Raw genomic sequence first — 22518 nt, forward strand, 5'->3', positions numbered from 1 at the left:
CCCAGGTCCGGCCACCGGGGCCTTCTGCATCCCATCCCACGGGATCACTTGCACCCTGCGCGCGGGGTGTGCGCGCGGGCGCGGTCAGAGGCGCTGGATGATCGTCCCGGTCGCCAGTGCGCCGCCGGCGCACATGGTGATCAGGGCGAACTCCTTGTCGCGGCGTTCCAGCTCGTGCAGTGCGGTGGTGATCAGGCGGGCGCCGGTGGCGCCGACGGGGTGGCCCAGGGCGATGCCGCCGCCGTTGACGTTGACCTTCTCCAGGTCCTGGTCGAAGACCTTGGCCCAGCTGAGGACGACGGAGGCGAAGGCCTCGTTGATCTCGACGAGGTCGATGTCCCTGAGGGACATGCCGGCCTTGCCGAGCACGGCCCGCGTCGCGTCGATCGGACCGTCGAGGTGGTAGTGGGGGTCGGCGCCGACGAGCGTCTGGGCGACGATCCGGGCGCGCGGCTTGAGCTTGAGGGCGCGGGCCATCTTGCGCGAGGCCCACATCACGGCGGCGGCGCCGTCGGATATCTGCGAGGAGTTGCCCGCGGTGTGCACGGCGGTGGGCATGACCGGCTTGAGCCGGGCCAGCGCCTCCATGCTCGTGTCGCGCAGGCCCTCGTCCCGGTCGACCAGGCGCCACATGCCCTGGCCGGCGGCCTGTTCCTCCTCCGTGGTCGGCACCTGCACGGCGAAGGTCTCGCGCTTGAAGCGCTCCTCGGCCCAGGCGGCCTGGGCCCGTTCCTGCGAGAGCAGCCCGAGGCGGTCGACGTCCTCGCGGGTCAGGCCCCGGTTGCGGGCGATGCGCTCGGCGGCCTCGAACTGGTTGGGGAGGTCGACGTTCCACTCGTCCGGGAAGGGCTTGCCCGGGCCGTGCTTGGAGCCCGAGCCCAGCGGTACGCGGCTCATGGCCTCGACCCCGCAGGCGATGCCGATGTCCATGACGCCGCCGGAGATCATGTTGGCGACCATGTGGTTGGCCTGCTGCGAGCTGCCGCACTGACAGTCCACGGTCGTCGCGGCGGTCTCGTACGGGAGTCCCATGGCGAGCCAGGCGTTGCGGGCGGGGTTCATGGACTGCTCGCCGGCATGGGTGACGGTGCCGCCGACAATCTGCTCGACGCAGTCCGGCTGGATTCCGGTACGGGCGAGGAGTTCGCGGTAGGTCTCACCGAGCAGGTAGGCGGGATGGAGGTTGGCGAGCGCGCCTCCACGCTTGCCGATGGGGGTGCGTACGGCTTCGACGATGACGGGTTCCGCGGCCATGAGCTCGTCCTCTCCTGCACAGCGCCAGCGCGGCGGGCCGTCCCGGCGCCCCGCCCCGAACTAGTACGCGTTCTAGTTCTATCCGCAGTCTTATGACCTGGGGCCCCGCACGCAAGGGTCTTGCACGCGCCCTGCACGGATTCCACACGCAACAGTTGGCGCTTCGACCCTTGTCACTTCTGGAACTCGTTACTACCTTCAAGCCAACTTCTGATGGTCCGTCAGACTTTGGAGTTGCCCGATGTCCTGCCCCGCGCTCCCCGATGGCTTCGACGCCACCGACCCCGACCTCCTCCAGAGCCGGGTCCCCTACCCGGAGTTCGCCCGGCTGCGGCAGACCGCCCCCGTGTGGTGGTGCCCGCAGCGGCGGGGGGTCACCGGTTTCGACGACGAGGGCTACTGGGCCGTGACCCGGCACGCGGACGTCAAGTACGTCTCCACGCACCCCGAGCTGTTCTCCTCGACCACCAACACCGCGATCATCCGCTTCAACGAGCACATCCAGCGTGATGCGATTGATGCCCAGCGGCTGATCATGCTGAACATGGATCCGCCGGAGCACTCCCGCGTACGCCAGATCGTGCAGCGCGGTTTCACCCCGCGGGCCATCCGCGGACTGGAGGAGGCCCTGCGCGACCGGGCGCGGAAGATCGTCGAGGAGGCCTCGGCGGCAGCGGCCGACGGAAGCTTCGACTTCGTCACGCAGGTGGCGTGCGAGCTCCCGCTGCAGGCCATCGCCGAGCTGATCGGCGTACCGCAGAAGGACCGCTCCAAGATCTTCGACTGGTCGAACAAGATGATCGCCTACGACGACCCGGAGTACGCGATCACCGCCGAGGTCGGCTCCAACGCCGCCATGGAGCTCATCGGCTACGCGATGAACCTCTCGGCGCAGCGCAAGGAGTGTCCGGCCCAGGACATCGTCACCCAGCTGGTGGCCGCCGAGGGCCAGGGCAACCTCGGCTCCGACGAGTTCGGCTTCTTCGTGCTGCTGCTCGCGGTCGCGGGCAACGAGACCACGCGCAACGCCATCAGCCACGGCATGCACGCCTTCCTGACCCACCCCGAGCAGTGGGAGCTCTACAAGGCGACCCGGCCGTCCACCGCCGCGGAGGAGATCGTCCGCTGGGCCACCCCGGTCGTGTCCTTCCAGCGCACGGCCACCCAGGACACCGAGCTGGGCGGCCAGAAGATCAAGGCGGGAGACCGGGTGGGGATGTTCTACTCCTCCGCCAACCACGACCCCGAGGTCTTCGAGAACCCGGAGGTCTTCGACATCACCCGCGACCCGAACCCGCACCTCGGCTTCGGCGGCGGCGGTCCGCACTTCTGCCTCGGCAAGTCCCTGGCCGTGATGGAGATCGACCTGATCTTCAACGCCCTGGCCGATGCGCTGCCCGACCTGCGGCTGGCCGGCGAGGGCCCTCGCCGGCTGCGGGCCGCCTGGCTCAACGGCATCAAGGAGCTGCGGGTCAGCCACGGCTGACCCGTGACCCAGGACGGCAGGGGCCGCTTCTCCCACGCCCCGGCCCCTGCCGTCCGCCGGCCGCTCCCGACCCCCCGTTCGAGTGGCGGCCCCACCCGAACGGGGTGATCCTTACTCACAGCGGCGATCCAGCCGAAGGGGCGCCGGGGCGATGTGCGCCCCGGCGCCCCTTCGGCCTGCGCGGCCCGCAGCGGGCCGGCGCGCGTCAGGCCGCGCGCAGGATCGCGCAGGTCGTGGTGGCGTGGGCGTAGAGCTTGCCGTCGTGCGTGCCGGTCACCCGGGCCTCGGCGGTGGCGGTGGTCCGGCCCACGTGCAGGGCGGTTCCCTCGCAGCGCAGGGTGGGGGTGTCCGCCATGACCGGCCGGATCATGTGCACCCCGAGCTGCACCGTGGTGTAGGCGGTGCCGGCCGGGAGCAGGGTCATCACGGACGAGCCGAGCGCCGAGTCGAGCAGGGTGGCCAGGAAGCCGCCGTGCACCGTCCCCATGGGGTTGAGCAGGTGGTCGCCCGGGTCTCCCTCGAAGACGGCGACGCCCTCGGCGGCTTCGGTGAGCCGGAAGCCCAGGGTGCTCATCATCGACGCGCCGGGCAGTTCGCCCTTGAGGCTCGCCCGGAGGATCTCCAGTCCGCTCATGCCGAGGATCTCCGGGGTCGTCTCCGGGCGCGGCTGCCAGGTGTGCGTGCGGCTGCGGAGTGCGGCGCCGGTCGCGGGCGGGGCGCTGGTCTCATACGTGGTCATGCCAACGACCCTAGGCAGGGTCCGGGCCGATCGGGAGTGTCGGATCCGGCAGCTTCCGCACGGATTCCGACAACCGTGCCGAGGCCGTCCGGCGCTACCGTGGAGCGGTGAAAGTCGCCGTACTGGCCCTCGACGGGGTCTTCGACTCGGGCATCTCGGCCGTCCTGGACGTGCTGCACACCGCCGACGTGCTGCGCGGCCGGGTGGCCGGCGCCCCGCCGCCCGCCTTCGACATCCGTACGGTCGGCGTGCGGCGGCGGGTGCGCACCGGGCTCGGCCACCGCATCGACACCGAGCCGGTCTCCGTCGCCGAGGACGCCGACCTGCTGGTGGTGCCCGCACTGATGGAGCGCCGCCCGGAGGCCCTGGTCGAGGCCGTCGCGTCGGCGGCGTACCGCCCGGCCCGCCGGGTCCTGGACGGGGCCCGCGAGCGCGGCACCCCGCTCGCCACCTCCTGCACCGGAACGTTCCTGCTGGCCGAGGCGGGGGTGCTGGACGGCCGGCGGGCGACGACCAGCTGGTGGCTGGCCCCCATCTTCCGGGACCGCTACCGCCGGGTCACGCTCGACGAGACCCGGATGGTCGTCAGCTCCGGCGGGGTCACCACGGCGGGCGCCGCGTTCGGCCACCTCGACCTGGCCCTGTCCATCGTCGGTACGCGCAGCCCCGCTCTCGCGGACCTGGTCCGGCACTACCTCGTCGTCGACGACCGGGCCTCTCAGGCGGCGTACGCCATTCCCAGCGCCCTGGCCCGCCACGACCCGCTCGTCGCGGCCTTCGAGCAGTGGGCGCGGACCCGGCTCGCGGACCCGGCGCCGATCGCGGACGCGGCCCGGGAGCTCGGCGTCAGCGAGCGGACCCTCCAGCGCGCGGTCGCCCGTACCCTCGGCCGCACACCCGTCGGGCTCATCCAGGACCTGCGGGTGGAGCAGGCCGAACACCTGCTGCGCACCACGGACCTCCCCCTGGCGGACGTCGCCCGCCGGGTCGGGTACGAGAGCCCGGGACCCCTGCGAATCCTGCTGCGCAGGCGGCGCGGCGGGAGCTGACGGGGGCAGCGACGGGACCCCGGCTGGCAGCGGCGGGGACCCCGGCTCAGGGGCGCGACCGCGATCCTGCGACGGGCTCGACCGTCGTCGCCGTCACCGGGACGTCGGCGGCCGAGGCCGGTTCCCCGCCCTCCCCGCTCTGTTGCGCCGGGAGGTGCAGCTGCAGGCGGCGCGGCCCGGACAGGACGTGCACGAGCCCGAAGCCCGCGGTCACGACGACCGCGCCGCCGACCGCGTCCAGCACCCAGTGGTTGGCGGTGGCGACGATCGCGCACACCGTGATCAGCGGGTGCAGTGCCCCCAGCAGCTTCTGCCAGCCCTTCGGGGCGAGCACCACGATCACGATCCCGCACCACAGCGACCAGCCGAAGTGCAGCGAGGGCATCGCCGCGTACTGGTTGGAGATCGCGGTCATGGCCCCGTACGACGGGTTGGCCAGGTCCTGCGGGCCGTGCACGGTGTCGACGAAGCCGAGGCCGGGCATCAGGCGCGGCGGAGCGAGCGGGTACAGCCAGAATCCGGCGAGGGCGAGGACGGTGGCCAGGCCCAGGGAGGCCCGGGCCCAGCGGTAGTCGCCGGGGCGCCGCCAGTACAGGACCGCCAGGATCGTCAGCGGGACCACGAAGTGGAAGGAGGTGTAGTAGAAGTTGAAGAAGGCCTCCAGCCAGGGCGTCGCCACCACGGCGTGGTTCACGGCATGCTCGATGTCGAGGCCCAGCGCCTTCTCGATCCCGAGGATCTGGCTGCCGTTGCCCTCGGCGAGGGAGCGGCTGGTGGGGGCGGCCGCACGGATGTGGGAGTAGAGCGAGTAGCCGACCCGTATCAGCAGCAGCTCCAGCAGCAGGTTCGGGCGGGACAGCACGCGCCGCCAGAACGGCAGCAGTGGCACGCGCGACCAGCGGGCCGCCGCCGGCCGCCCGTAGTCCGTCGGTACGGGATCGCGCCAGTACGGGGACGAGCGGGGCAGGAACGGCACCGCGCAGGCCGCCGCCACCGCGGTGAGCAGCAGCACGTTGTCGCGTACGGGCGCCAGCGCGCTCATGTTCGGCAGCAGTACCGCGCTCGGCAGGGTCATGGCGAGGACCACGGCCACCGGCCACACGCGCCGGTCGGCGGCGCGCTCGCCCACCTTGCCGGCGACGGCGAGCAGCACCCACAGCAGCTGGTGGCGCCAGCCGGTCGGGGACACGGCGACGGCCACGCAGCCGGTGACGGCGACGGCGAGCAGCAACTGGCCGTCGCGGGCGTAGCGGACCGCGCGGCGCAGGCCGAACCAGACGATGGCGCCCGCGAGGGCGGCGTAGAGCAGGACTTCGGCCGGTCCGGTCAGGCCGAGGCGCAGCAGCGCGCCGTGCACGGACTGGTTGGCGAGGCCGTCGGGGGCGCCGCCGAGGCCGGTGCCGGCCAGGTGGTGCACCCAGTACGTCCAGGAGTCGCGCGGCAGGGCCGCCCACGACAGGGCGGTGGCTGCGGCGAAGGTCACGGCGGCCGTTCGGGCGGCGGGACGGCGTCCGGTCAGCCACAGCAGCGGGGCGAAGAGCAGCAGCGCCGGCTGGAGCGCGGCGGCGAGGCCGGCGAGGAGGCCGGCGGGCCGGTCGCCGGGTACCCGGAAGACCGCGAGGAGCAGCAGCAGGACGGGGACGACGGCCGTCCGGCCGGGTGAGGCGGCCTCGCGGACGGGCAGCGAGACCATCATCAGGGCCGTCAGGACGGGCGCGGCGAGCAGCGCGGTGCGGCGCGGCACGGGGTCGGGCAGGCCGCGGGCGGCGACGAGCCCGATGGCGGCGACGAACAGCAGCGTCACGCAGGTCCAGGCGACCTCCAGGGAGGGGGCGGCGAGACCGGCGAGGGGCTTGAGGACCAGCCCGGCGAAGGGGGTGCCGGCGAACTGTCCGACGTCGTAGACCGAGCCGGCGGCCGGGCCGCCCGAGCCCGGGAGGGTGCCGGGGAGGTGGAAGCCGCCCAGCCACTCGGCCGGCGGCACGCGCAGCACCGCGACGGCCTGTCTGACGGCGAGGGCGCCGGCGAGCGCCCACAGGACGAGCCGCGCCGCGCCGAGCCTGCTGCTGCCGCCTATGACCCCGGCATGTCCGTTCGCTGTGCTGTGCTCCGCCGCGTCAGCCACGCCTCGCCGGCCTCCCACCCTGTTGACCGCAACCCCGACTTCGCCTGGCTGCCGCGCTCCATTACCCGCACGACGATATCCCCCGCAGGATCCCTAGGATGGCTCCCATGAGCATCGTGAAGATCAACGCACTGACGGTTCCCGCCGAGCAGCGGGAGGTCCTGGAGCGGCGCTTCGCCTCGCGGGCCGGCGCGGTGGAGGGCTCGGACGGGTTCGAGTGGTTCGAGCTGCTGCGCCCCGTGGAGGGCACCGACCAGTACCTCGTCTACACGCGGTGGCGTTCGGAGGAGGACTTCCAGGCGTGGATGGAGGGGCCGATGAAGGCCGCTCACCAGGGTGGCGGCGGCGAGGGCGGGGCGGCCGGCGCGGCCGGCGCGGGCGCGGAGCGGCCGAAGCCGGCGGCCTCGGCCTCGACGGTGTGGTCGTTCGAGGTCGTGCAGCAGGCGGCGCCGAAGAAGGCCTGACCGGTCAGCGCTCGGACCGGGCCCCGGGCGTTGTCCCGGGGTCCGGACGGCGGGGGCGATCGGAGTCGGGTCAGCTCCAGAAAGCGTCTTCCTCGTCGATGTCCGCGGTGCACTGGTCGATGTCGGTGATCTTGTGGCCGACGATCGTGAAGAAGAGGCCCTGGCGGATCTCGATGCCGCGGTCGCCGCGGTCACCGCGTGCCGTGTGGAAGCTCATCACGTGCCCCCGCCCGTCCACGAGCACCGATTCCAGGTGCACCTGGAAGGTCCCCTTCGTCTCCTCGCCGAGCCGGCGGTAGAAGTCGAGGACGTGCTCCCGGCCCTTGTGGTGGCCGGACATGGGGTTGCTGCCGGGTACGTGGTGGATGACGTCGGCGGTCATGAGCGCGCCCAGCGCCTCCATGTCGCCCTTGCCGAAGGCCTCGTAACCGCGGCGGATCAGGGCACAGTCCGGATGCTCTGCCATGGCGTTTCACACCCTCCGGGTAGGCGGGATGGTCGTTTTTCCTATCATCAGCCCGCCCATGTGGATATTCCACGCGGGAGTTCGCGCGCCGACTCCACAATGACGCCATGACGACACACAGCGAACACCGCACACCACAGTCCACGCCCTCTCCCGCTCCCGCTCCCGGCCCCGCGGTCGCCAGGTCGTGGAGCGTGTGCCCCGAGCCGTTCACGACGGGCGACGCCACCCGGCTGCGCCGCGCCTACTACGCCGAGGTCGCCGGCCGGTACTGGAAACGCGAGGTCACCGAGGCCGAGATCGACCAGGGGCTGCTGGACTTCCCGGACGACGGCCTGGCACCGCCGACGGGGCAGTTCGTCGTGGGCCGTCTCGACGGCGCGGCGCTCGCGTGCGGCGGGGTCCGGCTGCTCGACGGGGTGACCGCCGAGCTCACCAGGGTGTACGTCGACCGGCGCGCCCGCGGTACCGGCGGCGGGGCGGCTCTGCTCGGGGCTCTGGAGGCGGAGAGCCGTGCGCTGGGCGCCGAGCGGGTCCGGCTGGACACCCGGTCGGATCTCGTGGAGGCCCGCGCGTTGTATGCGCGTCACGGCTACGGCGAGATACCCGCGTACAACTCCGGCCCGTATGCGGAGCACTGGTTCGAGAAGCGCCTGGTCTAGGGCGCGGCGTGGTCGCGCCGCGGCTCGGCGTCGTAGGGCTCTTCGGCGTCGGATCCGCACAGCTCCGTGTTGATCTCCTCGACCAGCTTGACCAGGTCGGTCGGCCGGTCCGGCCCCCACCAGTCGCCGAGGAGTTCGGCGAGGGATTCCTGGCGGGCCGCGCTGAGCTTCGCGGCGGCCTCGCTGCCCCGCTCGGTCAGCACCAGCGGCAGCCCGTCCCGGACGGCGAGCCCGCGCTCCTCGACCTGGCGGGCGGCGTCCGTGATCACCTTCACCGGCACGTTGACGCGTTCGGCGAGCAGTGCCGGTTCCGCCGAGCCGTATTTGTTGATCCGCAGCAGCAGCCAGCTGGAGGCGGGCAGCAGGTCGTAGCCGGCCTTCTCGGTGATCTTCTCGTAGACGTGGCGTCGGCCCTCGCGGGTGCCGAGGACGGACAGCGCGCGGGCGACCTCGTCGTGGGAGGAGCGCTGGACGGGGTTGGAGGCCAGGGTCTCGGTCACGTCGGGTGCGGTGACGGAGGCGCGGAGCTTGTCCTCCTTCAGGAAGCAGGCGAGGACGAAGGCGACCAGGACGACGGGGACGGCGTAGAGGAAGACGTCGGTGATGGCGGTGGCGTACGCATCGAGCACGCGGGGGCGGAGGTCCGCGGGGAGCGCGCTGATGGCCCGGGGATCCGCCTCGAGCTGGGGGATGCCGGCGTCGGCGGGCAGGCTGACGCCGGCCAGGGAAGCGGCCAGTTTGTCGTCGAGCTGGTTGGTGAAGACCGTGCCGAAGATCGCGACGCCGAAGGAGGCGCCGATGGAGCGGAAGAAGGTGGCACCGGAGGTGGCGACGCCGAGGTCGGCGTAGCTGACGGCGTTCTGCACGACGAGGACGAGGACCTGCATGACCAGGCCGAGTCCGGCGCCGAAGACGAAGAAGTAGACGCTCATCTCCCAGGTGGAGCTGGTGCGGTGCAGCTGGTGGAGGAGGAGCAGGCCGATGGCGGTGACGGCGGTGCCGGCGATCGGGAAGACCTTCCAGCGGCCGGTCCGGCTGACGATCTGGCCGGAGGCGGTGGAGGAGATCAGCATGCCGATGACCATCGGCAGCATGTGGACGCCGGACATGGTCGGTGAGACGCCCTGGACGATCTGGAGGAAGGTCGGCAGGTAGACCATCGCCCCGAACATCGCGAAGCCGACGACGAAGCTGATCGCCGAGCAGAGGCTGAAGGTGCGGATCCGGAAGAGCGTCAGTGGCAGGACGGGTTCGGCGGCCTTGCGCTCGACGAGGAGGAAGGCGGCGAGCAGCACGACGCCGAGGACGGCGACCCCGATGATCCGGGCCGACGCCCAGCCCCAGGTGGCGCCGAGGGAGGCGACGAGGACGAGGCAGGTGGCGACGCACGCGATGAGGAAGGTGCCGAGGTAGTCGATGGTGTGCTTCGAGGGGCGCGCCGGGATGTGGAGTGCGGCGGCGATGACGACGAGGGCGACGAGGCCGATGGGGAGGTTGATGTAGAAGACCCAGCGCCAGGAGAGGTTGTCGACGAACAGGCCGCCCAGCAGGGGGCCCAGCACGCTGGTGGCGCCGAAGACACCGCCGAAGAGGCCCTGGTACCGGCCTCGGTCGCGGGGCGGGACGATATCGCCGACGATCGCCATCGACAGCACGATCAGTCCTCCGCCGCCCAGGCCCTGCAGGGCGCGGAAGCCGATGAGCTGGGGCATGTCCTGGGCCAGTCCGCACAGCGCCGACCCGATCAGGAAGAGGACGATGGCGTACTGGAAGAGCTTCTTGCGGCCGTACTGGTCGCCGAGCTTGCCCCACAGGGGCGTGGCTGCGGTCGCGGCGAGCATGTAGGCGGTGACGACCCAGGACAGGTGGGCCATGCCGCCGAGGTCGCTGACGATGGTCGGCAGGGCGGTGGAGACGATGGTCTGGTCGAGCGCGGCGATCAGCAGGCCCAGGAGCAGGGCGCCGATGGGGACGAGCACCTCGCGGGAGTTGTGCTCGCCTGCGGGGCCGGACTTCTGCGGGCCGGGGACGGGGTCCACGGCACCTTTGGTCGCATCCTGAGCCATCGATTCCTCCTCCGGCCGGATCAACATTTCCATCCTGAGCGGTGTGTCCGGTTATGGCCTCTCGGGCGGTTGGGAGGGTTGCGGCGGGTCTGCATAATCGCAGGCAATGGCCAGGGAGGGAGTCCCCAGTGAACGGTGAGCACTGTCCGAATTGCGACGCTGCCGGCGCCGCCTGCGGGTGTGCACCGGGTGTGGCTTTCAACCCTCTGCGCATCCGTCCGTACGTGACGTTGCCCGATCCCGGCGAACTTGCCGCCGAGCCCGCGCCGCCGTCCCCGCAGCCGGTGTCCGGGGTGGTCACCCCCTCGCCGGCCGCGCCGCAGCCGGCGGACGCGGAGGACGACACCCCGGCGTACGGGATACCCGTGGCGCCCGCGGCCGGGCCGTGGCAGGACGGCCCGTGGCAGGCAGGACCGGCGCACGCGCCGCAGCACCCTGCGGAGACGGTCCGGCTCCGCGCGGTCGCGGCGCCCGCACCTGCGACCGGAGGAGGAGGGGGCGGGGGCGGGGGCCCGGAGGAGCGGTCCGGCTCGGCTTCCCGCCGCCGGCCCCTGGCCCTGCTGGTGGGGGCCGCGGCGGCGGTGGCCTTCAGCGGCACGGCCGTGGCGGTGTGGGTGCTGCCCGCTTCCCCGGAGAGCGACACGACCCTGCTGGACGCGAAGGCGTCGGCGCCCGCGGTGAGCGCGGCTCCGGTCGCGCCGTCGGGCAGCCCGAGCCGGGGCAGTGCGTCCCCGTCGGCTTCCGCGTCGCCGAGCGCCTCGAAGTCGCCGTCTCCCTCCGCGTCCCCGTCGCCGAGCGCGTCACGTTCCCCTTCCTCGGCGCCCCCGTCGCCGAGCGGGTCGCCCAGCGCGAGCCGTTCCGCCAGTACGCCGCCGCCCGCGCAGGCCCCGGTCCTGCGCTACGGGGATTCGGGTCCGGAGGTGGAGAAGCTCCAGCGGCTGCTGGCGGGACAGGGTCTCTACCGGGGCAGGTTCCACGGAAAGTTCGACTCGAAGGTCGAGAACGCGCTGTCGACGTTCCAGTACTACAACGGCATCGACCACGAGGAGTGGGGCGTGTACGGGCCCCTCACCCGCCAGGCGCTGGAGGGATAGGGGTGACCGGGCGGCGGGGCGACGGGGGTCACACGTCCGCGAGTGGCGCAGACCGCCCCACGTTTTGTATCGTGAGGGAACAAAGTGGTTCCGTCCTCTCTCCCTGACCGGTGGACGGAACCACTTGTTCTCTTTTCCCGCCCGTCTGGAGCCCCGTCAATGTCGGCCAGCACCTCCACCGCCACCTCCGAACGCGTAGCCCTCACCGCCAAGGCCCTGCTCCTTGACATGGACGGCACGATCGTCAACTCCGACGCGGTGGTCGAACGCTGCTGGCGCGACTGGGCCCTCTCCCACGGGCTGGACCCACAGGAAGCCCTGAAGGTGGTCCACGGCCGCCAGGGCTACGCCACCATGGCCGTGCTCCTGCCCGAGCGCCCCATGGAGATCAACCTCGCCGAGAACGCGGAGATGCTGGCGCGCGAGACGGCCGACACCGACGGCGTGGTCCCGGTCGCGGGCGCACCGGCCTTCATGGCCGCGATCGGCGGTCTGCCGCACGCCCTGGTCACGTCCGCCGATGCCGCGCTGGCCACCGCCCGGATGACGGCCGCCGCGCTCCCGATGCCCGAGGTGCGGATCACCGCCGAGTCCGTCGGAGCCAGCAAGCCGGACCCCGAGGGCTTCCTCAAGGGCGCCGCCACACTGGGAGTGGACCCGGCCGACTGCATCGTCTTCGAGGACTCGGGCGCGGGCATTACCGCCGGCCGGGCGGCGGGCATGCGCGTGATCGGCGTGGGCCCCCGCGCCGCGGCCCACGGCCCCACGGTGCACGTCCCGGACCTGACGTCCCTCGACATCACGACCGACGCCGACGGCTCGATCCGCATCACGCTGCGGCCGGAGCCCCAGGACGCGCCCGCGCAGTAGCGCGCACCCGAAGGCCCGGGGCCCCTACTGCCCCACGCGCCCGTCGATGCGTTCCCGCAGGAAGTCCGCGTGGCCGTTGTGGCGGGCGTACTCCTCGATCATGTGGACCAGCACCTCGCGGAGCTCCATCGGCTCACCGGCGCATTCGCCCGTCACGTCCACGCCGAGAGCCTGCGCGACGAGCTGCTCCGCGAAGGCGACCTCGGACCGCCAGGTCGCCCACGCGTGCGCGACGAGCTCCGGGTCGGCCACCGCGCCCGTGAACTCCCCGGCCGGCTCCTCCTCCGAGCGGTAGTGCCGGCGTATGTCCTGGCCCGCCATCACCTGCCGGAACCAGTACTGCTCGACACCCGCGAGGTGGCGCAGGAGTCCCAGCAGGGACAGGTCGGACGGCTCCACGGAGCGGCGCGCGAGGGCTTCGGCGTCGAGGCCCTGGCACTTGAGCTCCAGGGTCAGCCGCTGGTCGTTGAGGTAGCCGACGAGCACGTCCCGCTCACCGCGGAAACCCCCGTCGGTGCGCGGGTCCGCGTCCGGGTCGACGAACATGTTGGACCAGCCGAAACGACGGTCCGGGGCGGGCGCGGAGCCGGAGCCGGTGGCGGAGGGGGCGGCGGGGGAGGTCGAATCGATCACGCGCCGAGCGTGCCGCTCGGGCGCACCGCCCGCAACGGAGTATCCACCGCCGGAGCCCGGGCCGCCCCCGCACCCCCTCCGCTCCCCTCCCTCCCCCTCCCCTGCCGATCAGCCCGCGATCGCCTCGTACAGCGAGAACACGGCCAGCGCTGCCATCACGGCGGCCGCGATCTTGGTGATGAGCCGCAGCGGCACGTACTTCATCAGGGTGCGGCCGCCCAGGATGCCGATGCCCGCGACCGCCCACAGCGCCAGGACGGCGCCGATGCCCACGGAGACGGGGTCGTCGTACCGTGCCGCCAGGTTGGCGGTCATGATCTGGGTCAGGTCACCGAACTCCGCCACCAGGATCAGCATGAAGCCGGCCCCGGAGACCTTCCAGAAGGACTGGTCGGCGGGCGGCTTGACCTCCTCGTCCCCGTCGTCCTTCTTCAGGAGCAGCATGGCCGCGCCCAGGAGGAAGAGGACGCCGACGACCGCCTGGACGAGGCGGTGCGGGAGCAGGGTGAGCACGCTGCCGGCGGCGATGGCGAGGGCGACGTGCACGGCGAAGGCGGCGGCGACGCCCGCGAAGACGTAGGAGGCGCGGTAGCGCGTGCCGAGCATCAGGCCGGCGAGGGCCGTCTTGTCGGGGAGTTCGGCAAGGAAGACAACGCCGAAGGCGATTGCCGTGATGCTGAAGCTGAACACGGAGGTGGAACCTCAATCGGTCGGGCAGGACGCCGTCGGTACCGAGAGACCTGGGGTGCTTCAGGGGTCGCTTCGGCTCAGCGGCGCCCTGGCGTGCGCGTGCGCGTACGGAACGCGCCCACGACGGGACAGGACACTGCGGCCGAAGGTCTCGCTGGCCGACCGCTGCTACGCGGCCTGCCTCCGGGCGCCGGCTGGGTGACCCAGCAGTATGTCGACGGTCCGGCGAAGAGCTACTCCCCTTCTGCTCCGAACAGACTACGCGACGTCGACGGCCGGCCGGAATGGGCCTTTGGTCCCGCCCTGTGCCGCACTGCCCCAGCCCCCGCCCCTGCCCCGCCTCCGCCTCACCCGCCCCACGACTGCGGAATCTCAACTTCCATTTAAATCAGGGGCCTTGTGTGGCTTGATGTGACGTGCCCATGTCGCCAGGCTGTCACCCAGCGCCCATCCCCTCGCAACCCGGTGGCGCCAGCATGGCCACGCCCCGCCGGGGCGAATCGGCCTGACCCCCCGCACCCAGGGAGCCCCTCATGGCACTCATACCCAACGTCTACGCGCGTCGAATTGGCGTGCTCGCGTCAGCAGCCGCGCTGGCCGCGCTCACCTCCCTCCTCAACGCCCCGACCGCCCAGGCGGCCCCGCCCGCCCCCATGAGCGCCTCGGCCGCCCGCGCGTACCTCGCGACGGTCACGCCGAAGACGGAAGGCTCCACCAGCGGGTACAGCCGCGACCTCTTCCCGCACTGGAGCACCGTCTCCGGGTCCTGCAACACCCGCGAGACCGTGCTGAAGCGGGACGGGGTGAACGTCGTCCAGGACTCCTCCTGCGCGGCGGTGAGCGGAAGCTGGTACTCGGAGTACGACGGCGCCACCTGGACGGCCGCCTCCGACCTCGACATCGACCACGTCGTCCCGCTCGCCGAGGCCTGGCGCTCCGGCGCCAATTCCTGGACCACGAGCAAGCGCCAGCAGTTCGCCAACGACCTCACCCGCCCGCAGCTCATCGCGGTCACCGACAACGTCAACCAGGCCAAGGGCGACCTCGACCCCGGCAAGTGGCTGCCCTCGCGGACGTCCTACCGCTGTACGTACGCACGGATGTGGGTCAACGTGAAGCAGTACTACGGTCTGAGCATGGACTCCGGCGAGAAGACGGCGCTGGTCAGCGTCCTGAACGGCTGCTGACCGGCTCCCGACCGGCCGCCGACCCGCTGTCGGCCGATCTTTCCCCCGTCAGGGGGAGGCGTGGCTCCCCCTCCCCGTCGTACCGTGATCGAAGGGGATACGGAGGAGGGGGAGTTGCATGGCCGGACTGCGTCTGGGGCCGCTGCTGCGCCACGTCGACTGGGACACGGGCGCGGCGGCGACGATATGGGTCGAGGCCGACCGCCCGTGCACGGCCGAAGTGCGGTGTGCGGGCGGGGCCGGCGGCAGCGCGCGGACCTTCCAGATAGCCGGACACCACTACGCGCTGGTGCCGGTGACCGGACTGACCCCGGGCGCCTCGACGCCGTATGAGGTGCTGCTCGACGGCCGGCAGGTGTGGCCCCTGCCCGACAGCGGCTTCCCGCCGAGCACGATCACCACTCCGGCCGTGGCAGGAGCGGGCAGGCCGGCGCCCGGGCCGGGGCCGGGGCTGCGCGTCACCTTCGGCTCCTGCCGGCAGGCCGCGCCGCCCGCGGGCCGGCACGGGCCGCACGGGGCGGACGCGCTCGACACCCTCGCGGCGCGGCTGGCCGCCGACCCGGAGGCGGAGCGCCCGGACCTCCTGCTCCTGCTCGGCGACCAGGTGTACGCCGATGCCCTGTCGCGGGAGACCCGGCAGTGGCTGGCCGCCCGCCGGGATCTGCGGGAGGCGCCCGGCGCCCAGGTCGCGGACTACGAGGAGTACACCCGGCTCTACTACGAGTCGTGGCTCGACCCGGAGATCCGCTGGCTGCTGTCGACGGTGCCGAGCCTGCACATCTTCGACGACCACGACGTCATCGACGACTGGAACACGAGCGCGGCGTGGCTCGCCGAGATGCGGGCGACCCCGTGGTGGCGGGAGCGCGTGCTCAGCGGCCTGATGTCGTACTGGGTGTACCAGCACCTGGGCAATCTCTCGGCCGCCGAGCTGGCGGCGGACGCGCTGTACCGAGCGGTCCGCGAGGACCCCGACGGCACGGACGCGCTCCGGGCCTACGCGTCCGCGGCGGACGCCGATCCGGCCACGGTGCGCTGGAGCTACCGGCGCGACTTCGGGCGGACCCGGCTGCTGATGGTGGACACCCGGGCCGCGCGGGTACTGGCCGAGGACGGGCGGGCGATGCTCGATCCGGCGGAGCAGCAGTGGCTTCGGGAGAACGCCCTCGCCGGGCACGGGGGCTACGACCACCTGCTCATCGGGTCCTCGCTGCCCTGGCTGATGCCGCCGCTCATCCATGACGCGGAGACGTGGAATGCGGCGCTGTGCCGCGGGGAGCGCGGGCCGCGGTGGGCTCGGATCGGTGAGAATCTGCGGCGGCGCAGCGATCTGGAGCACTGGGCGGCGTTCCCGGCGTCGTTCGCGGCGCTGACGGATCTGATCGAGGAAGTGGGGACGGGGCCGCGGGCGCCGGCGACGGTGTGCGTGCTGTCGGGGGACGTGCACCACGCGTATGTGGCCGAGCCCCGAATACCGAGTACCGCGCGGGTGTTCCAGCTGACGTGCTCGCCGGTTCACAATTCCATTCATACCGTGGTGAAGTGGGGCTTCCGGCTGGGCTGGTCACGGACCGGCCGGTGGCTGGGGCGCGGTTTCTCCCTGCACGGGCGGACGGGTCGGCCGCCGCTGAACTGGCGGCGTACGGGCGGTCCCTGGTTCGGGAACCAGCTGATGACGCTGGCGCTGTCCGGGCGGACGGCGCGGTTGCGACTGGACCAGGCGCGCAAGAGGCGCGGGCGGGCGCGGTTGGTGACGGTGCTGGACCGGGAGCTCACGGCTGCGGAGTAGGGGCGAGGCCGGTGGCGCGGCCGGGGCGATGGCCTGGCGCGTTGGGCGGCAGCGGAGTTGGCGCCGCTGTGGTGTGCGATGCGCCCCGGGCGCCCGGGGCGGGAGTGCCGGGCGTACGCTGTATGGCTGTCAGCCGCCCCTGCCGCTCCCCGCGACGTCGCGGCGCTTCATGCCGCAGCACGTCAACCGGACTGGGGAGTCCCACTTTGTTTGAGACTTTGGGGTCGCTGACGGCGAGCCCATGGATCTACGCCCTGGTGGCGTTGTCCGTCGTGCTCGATGTCTTCCTCCCGGTACTGCCGAGCGGGGTCCTGGTGATCACTGCCGCGGCGGCAGCGGCAGCCGCCGGGGCGGCCGGCCCGGTGCCGGTTCCGGGGCCCGAGCAGGTGCCGGACATCCTGCTGCTGCTCGTGATCGCGACGACGGCATCGGTGCTGGGCGACATGGCCGCGTACCGGCTGGGCCGGCGCGGCGGGGCCCGGCTGGACCGGGCCATCGCCCGCTCCCGTCGGCTCACGCGCGCCCAGGAGCGCCTGGGTGCGGCCCTCGCACGCGGTGGCGGCGCCCTCGTGGTGATCGCCCGCTTCGCCCCGGCGGGCCGCTCGGTGGTGTCCCTGGGTGCGGGCAAGACCCAGCGCAAGGTCGCGGAGTTCCTGCCGTGGTCGGTCCTGGCGGGTATGGCGTGGGCGGGCTACAGCGTGGCCCTCGGCTACTTCGGCACCCAGTGGCTGGGCACCCAGTGGCTCGGCACCGCGGTGTCGATCGTCGCCCTCTTCGCCGCGGGTGCCCTCGCGGCCTTCCTCGTACGCCGCCCGCCCTCGGCCCCGGCCGCGACCCCCGCCGCGTAGGAGGAGCCCCGGACCCGACCCGACGGTCCCGGCGGTCCCGGCGGTCGCCGCAGGCTCGGCGGTCCCGACAGGCCCGGCGGGCTCACCCGGGTGGAGCAGTGGCTCACCCGTTCACCCGGCCCCGATCGCCGCTTGCGGGCCCGGCTCCTAGCGTCCGGAGAACGGTGCGCAACCGAATCCGCGTCACACCCGTGGCCTGGCCGCGCCGTTTCGAGGAGCCGAGGAGTTCTCTCCATGCCCGCCACGCCGCTCGCCCAGCCGCCGGCCACCGCACCCCGCTCGCGGTCCGCCGCTCCGCGCCGTCTGATGACCGCCGCGGCCGCCACCCTCATCGTCGCCGCCGTCACGCCCGTCACGCTCGCCCACGCCGCCCCCTCCGCCAGCGTCTCCCCCACCACGGTCGCCCCGGGCGGCCGGGTCGCCCTGAACGTCGAGGGGTGCGGGACCAAGGTCGCCAGGGTCACGTCGACCGCGTTCAACGAGGTACGGCTGACTCCCGGAAACCTGGAGGCCACCAACCTCTTCGGCAACGCCACGGTCTTCTCCAACGCGAGCCCCGGCGCCCACCGGGTCACCTTCGAGTGCGGGGGCCCGGGAGGCCAGAGCGTCACCGTCTCCCTCCAGGTCACCCCCGGGGCCGCGCGCGGCGGAACGGGCGGCAGCATCGGCTCGATGAGCACGACCCAGATCGCCGTCGGCGGCACCCTCGCCGCAGCCGCCCTGGTGGGCGGGGTGTGGGTGCTGCGCCGGCGCGCGGCTGCGTAGACCGGGCCGGACATGGCCCCGGGCCGGGCGGGGCGGGGCCTGTCGGGCCGGACATGGCCCCGGGCCGGGCGGGGCGGGGCCTGTCGGGCCGGGGATCACGCGGGGGCGGCCTGCCCCCGTACGTGCACCCCGTCGAGCAGGGCCGCGGTGGCCTCGGCGACGGCGTCCACCGCCGCGTCGAAGACCTCCCGGTTGTGTGCGGCGGGCACCCGGAACCCGGACACCTTCCGTACGTACTGCAGGGCGGCGGCCCGGATCTCCTCCTCGGTCGCCTTCTCGGGGATGGCGGGCGGACGCAGGGTCTTAATGGATCGGCACATGCCTCCACTATCCCGCTCACCGGGGCAGTTCGGCCCCGGAAAGCTTCATGATCAGACCGGCCTGGAGGCGGGACCTCAGCTCCGGGTCGTCGACCGTTTCCAGCAGCCCGATGGCCTGCTGGGTCGTCTCTGCGGCCCGGCGGTCGTCGCGCAGCGCGGCGGTCTGGTCGGCCATGTGCTGCAGGGCGATGTCGGCCCGGCGGTGGAAGAGCTGCCCGATCAGGGTCGTGACCAGGCCCGTCGCGCTGGTGACGATGCCGAGGTACAGCTCCCCGCCGGCCTCCGCCTTCCGGACGGCGAGCCCGATGCCGAGGAGCAGGATCGCCGCGCCGGCGCCGGCGAAGCGCTGGCTCGTTCCGAAGCTGCTGCGCGCCTGCGTGAGCCCGTAGGCGTAGTACTCCACGAGGATCGGGGTGAAGTCGTCCCGCCGGTCACCGAGTTCCGCCTGCGGGGGCGGGTGCGGGTGCCGGATGCCGCCGACGTCCTCGAACTTCCGGGGGCCGGGTAGGGCGATGCTCGGTCCGGCGGCTTCGGTTGCGAGGTGGGCGAGCAGCCGCTCCCGCTCCTCGTTCCGTTTCCGCTCGAAGCCCCCGCCCAGGGAGCGCTCCGTAACCACCACTACCAGCGCGGCCGCGACCACCGCCGCGGCCACCGCACCCCATGCGAGCCAGTCGCCCATCGTCCGACGATCCCACGCCGTGCTGCGTCGGCCAAGGGTGCGCGGGGCGGCGCTGGTGCGTATGCCCCCGCCCGCGCCTAGACTGGCGGCGTCATGAAGGTCACCGAGAGTAGGGAGACTGTCACCATGGCCAAGCGAGGCAACAAGAAGCGGGCCCGCAAGAAGAAGAAGGCCAACCACGGCAAGCGTCCCAACGCCTGAGCCGACCGAAAGACCCCCGACCCCCACTGGGCCGGGGGTCTTCGCATGTCAGGAGAGAGCACGCCCGTCAAGTCACGGATTTCCCTGTCACGCGATCCAGTGACATGACCCGCATCTGCATTCCGGGGCCTAATGGCGGAAAAGCAATCCGCCCGCAGGCCCTGCCCGTGCGGCCCGCACACGAAATGATGTGACCGTCATGCTCTCCACCTCCGCCTACCCCCTGCGCGTCGAGGCGACGCTGGACCCCCGGCTCACCCGATGGATGTGGCTGGTGAAATGGGTATTCGCCATCCCGCACTACATCTGCCTGTTCTTCCTGCAGATCGCTTTTCTACTGGTGAGCCTGGTCGCTTTCTTCTGCATCCTTATCACCGGCCGATATCCACGACCGCTATTCGATTTCAACGTCGGCGTCATACGCTGGAACACGCGCGTGTACTACTACTGCTCCATGGTGCTCGGCACCGACGAGTACCCGCCGTTCACCCTCAAGGACGTGCCCGAGTACCGGGTGCGCGTGGACGTCGCCTATCCCGAGCGCCTGTCCCGCTGGCTGGTGCTGGTGAAGTGGCTCCTGGTCATCCCGCAGCTGCTGGTCATCGGCGTGCTGGCCACCAGCAGCTGGACCACATACCGGTACATCGACGACTACAACCCGTTCACCGGCCTCATCGGCCTGCTGTCCCTGGTCGCGGTGGTGATCCTGGCCTGCACCGGGCGCTACCCGCGGGGCCTCTTCGACTTCCTCATGGGGCTGTTCCGCTGGACGCTGCGCGTCCTCGCCTACGCGTCCCTGATGACCGACAAGTACCCCCCGTTCCGCCTGGACTCCGGCGGCCCCGACCCCAGGCCCGCCTGACACGCCGGACTGGCGGGCTCACTCGTCGTCGGCGCGCTCCAGGACCAGGCCGACGGAGCCGCCCGCCAGTCCGTTGCCGTCGTCGAGATGCAGATGGGCCCCATCCGGAACCCCCTCGCCGGCCAGCACCAGAAGATGCCCGGCAAGCGTTCTGAGACCCGCGGCATTCGCCTCGATGACGACTTCGCCCCCGAGGTCCCGCACCTCGATCCGCGCGTCGGCATCCCACGCGAAGACAAGCGCGGCGCCGTCGGCGACGGCCGTGACCCGTGTGCTCTCGATCGGCCCTGAGCCGGTTCCGGAATTCATGGCTCTCATGATGCCGCCGCCCCCGACGGGGGTGCATGCCCCCGTGCACCCGTGCGTGCCCAGGAGGTGCAGGTCCGCGTTCCGCTCGCGCAGGGGAGGGCGTCACGCCGCGAGTCCAGCGACAGAATGGGCCGTCGAGCTGTTCGGTGCCATGGCCGGGCAACTGGCCGAGACCGTCCCGCCGTGCCTCGTGGAAGCCCACGGCAGAGCGCGCTGGAGGCCTACGGTCATGGGCTCCACGCCACGCAGTACGAAGCACGCGCCGCCGGCCTGACACCACGAAGCACGCGCCGCCGGCCTGACACCCCTGGAAGGTGTGACGCCGCCACGAGCCGCTCCGCCCGCCGGCAGCGCCTCGCGCCGCGTAGGTCGGCAGGTCGCAACGAGCACCGCTGGGAGGGCGCTCTACCGCACCTCGCGTTCCAGGACGGCGATCGCCTTCCGCCGCCGGCGCACCGCGGCGCCCACCGCTGCCGCACCGACAAGCAAAGCGACAGCGGGCGCACCCCGGACCAGGGCACTGAACGCAGACCCGAGCGAATCCACAAGTGTCCCCCGAGCCTGCGCAGGTGGCAGGCGTGTGTCAGGGCCGGCCGAGTGCCCGATAGGTCCATCCGGCCTGACGCCACTGCGCGGGATCCAGTACTCCACGGCCGTCGACGACGCGCGGTACGGCGACCACGTCGCGGAGCAGCTCCGGATCCAAGGTGCGGAACTCGTCCCATTCGGTCAGCAGAAGGACGAGATGCGCCCCCTGCAGGGCGTCCTCCAGGCTCTGGGCGTAGCCGAGGCTCGGGAAGGACTTGCGCGCATTGTCCATGGCCTTGGGGTCGTAGACCGTGACGTCACCCCCCATCAGCTGGATCTGGCCCGCCACGTTGAGCGCGGGCGAGTCCCTCACATCGTCGGAGTCGGGCTTGAACGCGGCGCCGAGCACGGTGATCCTGCGCCCCAGGAACTGCCCGTCGCACTGTTCCCGCGCCAGTTCGACGGTACGCGTACGGCGGCGCATGTTGATGGAGTCCACCTCCCGGAGGAAGGTGAGCGCCTGATCGACACCGAGCTCTCCGGCCCGGGCCATGAAGGCCCGGATGTCCTTGGGCAGGCAGCCGCCGCCGAATCCGACACCGGGACGCAAGAACCGGCCGCCGATGCGTTCGTCGTGGGAAAGCGCCTCTGCAAGCTTGCTGACGTCGGCTCCGCCGGCCTCACAGACCTCTGCCATGGCATTGATGAAGGAGATCTTGGTGGCCAGGAAGGCGTTGGCGGACGTCTTGACCAGCTCTGCGGTCGGGAAGTCGGCGACGACGACCGGGGTCCCCTGGTCGATTACCGGCCGATAGACCTCTTCGAGGGTCTTTCGCGACGTGTCGGACCGCACGCCGAACACCAGCCGGTCGGGACTGAGGGTGTCTTCGATCGCGAAGCCTTCGCGCAGGAACTCGGGATTCCAGGCCAGCTCGGCGAGTTCGCCGACCGGTGCGATTTCAGCCAGCCGATCGGCGAGGCGAGAGGCCGTACCCACCGGCACGGTCGACTTGCCCACCACCAGGCACGGCCGCTTCAGATGGGGCGCGAGTTCCTCGATCACCGCGTCGACGTGGCGCACGTCCGCGGCGTAGCCGTCCTTGGCCTGCGGCGTTCCCACGCAGGAGAAGTGCACGTCGCCGAATGCGGCCGCTTCCTCGTAGGAGGTGGTGAACCGCAGGCGACCGCCGGCCACATGCTTGGCGAGGAGAGCCTCCAGGCCGGGCTCGTAGAAGGGCGCCCGGCCGGCCTGCAGCGCGGCGACCTTCTCCGGGTCGACATCGACCCCGAGCACCTCGTGTCCGATCTCGGCCATGCAGGCCGCGTGTGTGGCACCGAGGTAGCCGGTGCCTATTACTGTGACGCGGAAAGGCATGCGGCCCCCTCGGTCAGCCGCCCTGTGTGCGGTTGTTTCTCTGTTTGGATCAACACC

Annotated in this window: 22 protein-coding genes; 11 read left to right on the top strand and 11 right to left on the bottom strand. The window is 72.1% G+C overall.

The genetic code is table 11. The annotated features are described in order from the left end of the window. Positions 1–84: 84 nt before the first annotated feature. The gene (locus E6U81_RS15305) at positions 85–1254 is read right to left on the bottom strand and encodes a steroid 3-ketoacyl-CoA thiolase (protein ID WP_136230645.1); all 1170 of its coding nucleotides are present in this window, start codon (positions 1252–1254) and stop codon (positions 85–87) included. Positions 1255–1495: 241 nt separating this feature from the next. On the opposite strand from E6U81_RS15305, the gene E6U81_RS15310 reads away from it, so the two are divergent. Further along, a complete protein-coding gene (locus E6U81_RS15310; RefSeq protein ID WP_136230646.1) occupies positions 1496–2740 on the top strand; it encodes a cytochrome P450 in 1245 nt (414 codons plus the stop codon). Positions 2741–2945: 205 nt separating this feature from the next. Here the strand turns inward: E6U81_RS15310 and E6U81_RS15315 are convergent, their stop codons facing one another. Continuing rightward, positions 2946–3479: a PaaI family thioesterase gene (locus E6U81_RS15315; protein WP_136230647.1), complete on the bottom strand. Its 534-nt coding sequence runs from the start codon at positions 3477–3479 to the stop codon at positions 2946–2948. A 107-nt stretch (positions 3480–3586) separates the two neighbouring features. Between E6U81_RS15315 and E6U81_RS41710 the strand changes: the two genes are divergently transcribed. Then, entirely contained in the window at positions 3587–4528 is a 942-nt protein-coding gene (locus E6U81_RS41710) for a helix-turn-helix domain-containing protein (RefSeq protein WP_136230648.1), read from the top strand. Between the two features lie 46 nt (positions 4529–4574). On the opposite strand, the gene E6U81_RS15325 is transcribed toward E6U81_RS41710, so the two are convergent. Beyond that, on the bottom strand, positions 4575–6653 hold the full coding sequence (locus tag E6U81_RS15325; RefSeq protein WP_136230649.1) for a phosphatase PAP2 family protein: 2079 nt from the start codon (positions 6651–6653) through the stop codon (positions 4575–4577). Between the two features lie 107 nt (positions 6654–6760). Between E6U81_RS15325 and E6U81_RS15330 the strand changes: the two genes are divergently transcribed. Beyond that, complete coding sequence (locus E6U81_RS15330) at positions 6761–7117, top strand: antibiotic biosynthesis monooxygenase (RefSeq protein ID WP_136230650.1); 357 nt, start codon at positions 6761–6763, stop codon at positions 7115–7117. A gap of 70 nt (positions 7118–7187) precedes the next feature. On the opposite strand, the gene E6U81_RS15335 is transcribed toward E6U81_RS15330, so the two are convergent. Then, positions 7188–7583: a nuclear transport factor 2 family protein gene (locus tag E6U81_RS15335; protein WP_136230651.1), complete on the bottom strand. Its 396-nt coding sequence runs from the start codon at positions 7581–7583 to the stop codon at positions 7188–7190. A 107-nt stretch (positions 7584–7690) separates the two neighbouring features. On the opposite strand from E6U81_RS15335, the gene E6U81_RS15340 reads away from it, so the two are divergent. Continuing rightward, complete coding sequence (locus E6U81_RS15340) at positions 7691–8245, top strand: GNAT family N-acetyltransferase (protein ID WP_136230652.1); 555 nt, start codon at positions 7691–7693, stop codon at positions 8243–8245. Here the strand turns inward: E6U81_RS15340 and E6U81_RS15345 are convergent. Next, positions 8242–10311 (bottom strand): MFS transporter, encoded by a 2070-nt coding sequence (locus tag E6U81_RS15345; protein ID WP_136230653.1) that lies wholly within the window; start codon positions 10309–10311, stop codon positions 8242–8244. The genes E6U81_RS15340 and E6U81_RS15345 overlap by 4 nt on opposite strands. Positions 10312–10502: 191 nt before the next feature. On the opposite strand from E6U81_RS15345, the gene E6U81_RS39820 reads away from it, so the two are divergent. Both E6U81_RS39820 and E6U81_RS15360 read left to right on the top strand, forming a co-directional pair. Continuing rightward, complete coding sequence (locus tag E6U81_RS39820; protein WP_168714636.1) at positions 10503–11405, top strand: peptidoglycan-binding domain-containing protein; 903 nt, start codon at positions 10503–10505, stop codon at positions 11403–11405. A gap of 159 nt (positions 11406–11564) precedes the next feature. After that, on the top strand, positions 11565–12275 hold the full coding sequence (locus E6U81_RS15360) for an HAD-IA family hydrolase (RefSeq protein ID WP_136230656.1): 711 nt from the start codon (positions 11565–11567) through the stop codon (positions 12273–12275). A 24-nt stretch (positions 12276–12299) separates the two neighbouring features. On the opposite strand, the gene E6U81_RS15365 is transcribed toward E6U81_RS15360, so the two are convergent. Next, the gene (locus E6U81_RS15365) at positions 12300–12821 is read right to left on the bottom strand and encodes a DinB family protein (RefSeq protein ID WP_136230809.1); all 522 of its coding nucleotides are present in this window, start codon (positions 12819–12821) and stop codon (positions 12300–12302) included. A 195-nt stretch (positions 12822–13016) separates the two neighbouring features. Continuing rightward, positions 13017–13598 carry a TMEM165/GDT1 family protein gene (locus E6U81_RS15370; RefSeq protein ID WP_136230657.1) on the bottom strand — a complete coding sequence of 194 codons (582 nt, stop codon included), beginning with the start codon at positions 13596–13598 and terminating at the stop codon, positions 13017–13019. 542 nt (positions 13599–14140) lie between these two features. Between E6U81_RS15370 and E6U81_RS15375 the strand changes: the two genes are divergently transcribed. The 4 genes from E6U81_RS15375 (at position 14141) to E6U81_RS15390 (ending at position 18187) form a co-directional block, all read left to right on the top strand. Next, positions 14141–14785, top strand: coding sequence for an HNH endonuclease family protein (locus E6U81_RS15375; protein ID WP_136230810.1), 645 nt, complete (start codon positions 14141–14143; stop codon positions 14783–14785). A gap of 118 nt (positions 14786–14903) precedes the next feature. Then, positions 14904–16574 carry an alkaline phosphatase D family protein gene (locus E6U81_RS15380; protein WP_136230658.1) on the top strand — a complete coding sequence of 557 codons (1671 nt, stop codon included), beginning with the start codon at positions 14904–14906 and terminating at the stop codon, positions 16572–16574. A gap of 206 nt (positions 16575–16780) precedes the next feature. Then, on the top strand, positions 16781–17422 hold the full coding sequence (locus E6U81_RS15385; RefSeq protein ID WP_136230659.1) for a VTT domain-containing protein: 642 nt from the start codon (positions 16781–16783) through the stop codon (positions 17420–17422). 234 nt (positions 17423–17656) lie between these two features. Then, a complete protein-coding gene (locus tag E6U81_RS15390) occupies positions 17657–18187 on the top strand; it encodes a hypothetical protein (RefSeq protein WP_240803825.1) in 531 nt (176 codons plus the stop codon). 95 nt (positions 18188–18282) lie between these two features. On the opposite strand, the gene E6U81_RS15395 is transcribed toward E6U81_RS15390, so the two are convergent. Together E6U81_RS15395 and E6U81_RS15400 are read right to left on the bottom strand one after the other, a co-directional pair. Beyond that, positions 18283–18507 (bottom strand): DUF2277 domain-containing protein, encoded by a 225-nt coding sequence (locus tag E6U81_RS15395; protein WP_046775049.1) that lies wholly within the window; start codon positions 18505–18507, stop codon positions 18283–18285. Between the two features lie 16 nt (positions 18508–18523). Further along, entirely contained in the window at positions 18524–19186 is a 663-nt protein-coding gene (locus E6U81_RS15400; RefSeq protein WP_240803826.1) for a hypothetical protein, read from the bottom strand. 400 nt (positions 19187–19586) lie between these two features. Between E6U81_RS15400 and E6U81_RS15410 the strand changes: the two genes are divergently transcribed. Beyond that, positions 19587–20249: a DUF4389 domain-containing protein gene (locus tag E6U81_RS15410; RefSeq protein WP_136230660.1), complete on the top strand. Its 663-nt coding sequence runs from the start codon at positions 19587–19589 to the stop codon at positions 20247–20249. Between the two features lie 18 nt (positions 20250–20267). Here the strand turns inward: E6U81_RS15410 and E6U81_RS15415 are convergent, their stop codons facing one another. After that, positions 20268–20558 carry a hypothetical protein gene (locus E6U81_RS15415; protein ID WP_206309939.1) on the bottom strand — a complete coding sequence of 97 codons (291 nt, stop codon included), beginning with the start codon at positions 20556–20558 and terminating at the stop codon, positions 20268–20270. 583 nt (positions 20559–21141) lie between these two features. Then, a complete protein-coding gene (locus tag E6U81_RS15420; protein WP_136230661.1) occupies positions 21142–22461 on the bottom strand; it encodes a UDP-glucose/GDP-mannose dehydrogenase family protein in 1320 nt (439 codons plus the stop codon). Positions 22462–22518 lie beyond the last annotated feature (57 nt).

This window comes from Streptomyces sp. A0592 (assembly GCF_004795115.1).
GTDB lineage: Bacteria > Actinomycetota > Actinomycetes > Streptomycetales > Streptomycetaceae > Streptomyces > Streptomyces erythrochromogenes.